The sequence below is a fragment of the Pseudorhizobium xiangyangii genome (assembly GCF_020531965.1).
Classification (GTDB): Bacteria; Pseudomonadota; Alphaproteobacteria; order Rhizobiales; family Rhizobiaceae; genus Neorhizobium; species Neorhizobium xiangyangii.
On the sequence record NZ_JAJAWH010000083.1, the window covers coordinates 1 to 2041 of the forward strand.

The window sequence follows — 2041 nt, forward strand, 5'->3', positions numbered from 1 at the left end:
CCGGCTTCCGCCGTGCCCGACAGTGTCGGAGTCGTATCGTTGGTGGTCGCGCCTGCACCAACCAGACCGATTCCAGGGGCACTATCGTCCCAGACTTTGTCGATCTTTGGCACCTGCGGTGCACTTGTGTCGAGTGTGACGCTATAGCTTGGCGATTGCGGCCCTTCATTGCCGGCCGCATCGGTGGCGGTCACCGAGAAGGCGTGATCGCTGCCCGACAATGGGGTCGCCGGCGTAAACGTCCAGGTGCCATTGGACGCCGCAATGGTCGTGCCGATCGCAACTTCGTTGTCGTAGATGGTGACGATGGCGCCCGCTTCGGCTCCCGAGCCGATCAACTGCGGACGTGTGTCGTCGGTCGCGCCGCCATTGGCGATGCTGCCGGTCACGCTGCCCTGATCATCGATCAGGTTCGAGATCGAGGGGGCATTGGGGGCCGCAGTGTCCACCCGCACCGTCCACAGGTTGGATTGGGGTCCTTCATTGCCCGCCGCATCGACGGCACTGGCCCGCAGGTTATGAGTGCCCTCACCCAGATTGGTATCGGGCGTGAACGTCCACGCACCAGACCCGTCGGCCGTCGTCTGGCCCAGATAGGTCGAGCCGTCATAGATCTTCACGATCGCGCCGATCTCGGCAGTACCGGTCAGCGTCGGCGTGGCATCGTTGGTCAATGCGCCATTGGCGATGACGCCCACAACGGGCGCGGCATCGTCACTGGCCCCGGTGATCACCGGAGCATTGGGCGCCGAGGTATCGACGCTCAGCGTAAACAGGGCGGAGCTTGCCCCTTCATTGCCGGCATTATCCACCGTCACAGCCGTGAAGCTATGGGCGCCTTCACCCAGCACCGCCACGGTGAACGACCACTTGCCGCTCGCATCCGCCTGCGCCTGGCCCAGAAGCGTCGAGCCTTCATAGATCCGCACCAGCCCATTGGGCTCGGCGCCCGACCCGTTCAGGCGCGGCGTCGTATCGTTGGTGAAGCCATTATGGCCAACCAGGCCGGTATCGGGCACCACATCGTCGCTGGCATTGTCGATCACCGGCACAAAGCTGGCCGACGGACCCGTCAGGTCCACCGTCACGCTATAGGGAACCGATTGCGCCCCCTCATTGCCGGCCGCATCCGTCGAGCTCACCGTGAACGCATGCACAGCTTCGCTGAGCGCCTCCGACGGCGTGAACGTCCAGGTGCCATTGGCCGACGCAAGGGTCGTGCCGATCGCAACCCCGTTGTCGTAAATGGTCACCGTCGAGCCACCTTCGGCCCCCGAGCCGGACAGCGTCGGCGTCGTGTCGTCCGTGCTGGCGCCGTGGCCGACAATCCCCTGGATCGTGCCGGCATTGTCGCTCACCGAGCCGATCACCGGCGCTCCAGGCGCCGCCGTGTCGATGGTCAGGCTATAGACCGGCGACGCCGGGCTGGTATTGCCTGCCTGGTCCACCGAGACAACGGTGAAGCCATGCAGGCCCTGCCCCAGCGCCGAGACCGGCGTGTAGCTCCAGGCACCAGTGGCGTCGGCGATGACTTCGGCGATCTGGATGCCGTTATCAAAAATCCGCACCACGCCATTGGCCAGCGCACCATCGCCTTCCAGCCTGGGCGTCGTGTCATTGGTGAAGCCGCCAGCGCTGATCGTACCGATCACGGCCGCCTGATCGTCCTCGGCCCGCATAATGGTGGGTGCCAGAGGATTGAGCGTATCGATCGTCACGCTGAAGGGGGCCGATTGCAGCCCTTGATTGCCAGCCGCGTCAACCACCGCAGCGGTGAACGCATAGCTGCCATCGGCCAGCGCCGCCGAGGCCGCCGGGAGCTTCCAGCTCCACTGCCCGCCCGCATCCGCGGTGACCGTGGCAACCTGGATCCCGTCCTGGAAGATCACCACCTTGGCGTTTGCCTCGGCTCCGATCCCCGACAGTTTGGGCCGCCCGTCATTGATCACCGCACCGTCGGCAAACTCACCGACAATATTGGCAACCGCGTCAAAACCACCGGTGAAGCGCGGCGCGTCAGGCGCCGTCGTGTCAATGGTGA

General features: G+C 65.0%; 1 protein-coding gene. It reads right to left on the minus strand.

The genetic code is table 11. The features are described from left to right. Positions 1-2041 (minus strand): Ig-like domain-containing protein (locus tag LH464_RS24230; RefSeq protein WP_226788954.1); only part of this gene is annotated, 2041 nt, incomplete at both ends.